Origin of the sequence: Pseudoalteromonas sp. SIMBA_162, from assembly GCF_046535955.1 — a bacterium.
Lineage (GTDB): Bacteria > Pseudomonadota > Gammaproteobacteria > Enterobacterales > Alteromonadaceae > Pseudoalteromonas > Pseudoalteromonas marina.
Genome location: NZ_JAWJBQ010000638.1, coordinates 1 through 260, shown reverse-complemented (window position 1 = coordinate 260; position 260 = coordinate 1). Strand labels below are relative to the sequence as shown.

At 63.1% G+C, this 260-nt stretch carries 1 protein-coding gene; it reads left to right on the top strand.

The genetic code is table 11. The annotated features are described in order from the left end of the window. Positions 1-260, top strand: a 260-nt coding sequence (locus R0J88_RS21210) for a DUF3108 domain-containing protein (protein WP_410901058.1), incomplete at both ends; no start/stop codon positions are given.

Sequence of the window (260 nt, the reverse complement as noted above, 5' to 3'; positions counted from 1 at the left end):
CCGGCAGCGACCGTGGCGATGCAGTCAGCCTGCCGCTGAACCGCGGCGTGCTGGACAAGTCGTCCTACCAGCTGGCCCTGCAGCATGATGTAGCCGCCGGCAAGAAAAGCATGACCTACCAGGTCGTTGACGGTGACGAGATCGACACCTACGACTTCCGCGTGCTGGGCACTGAAAAGGTCGCCACCAAGACCGGCCAGGTTGATGCAGTGAAGGTCGAGCGTGTGCGCGACCCGAGTCAGAGCAAGCGCATCACCGAG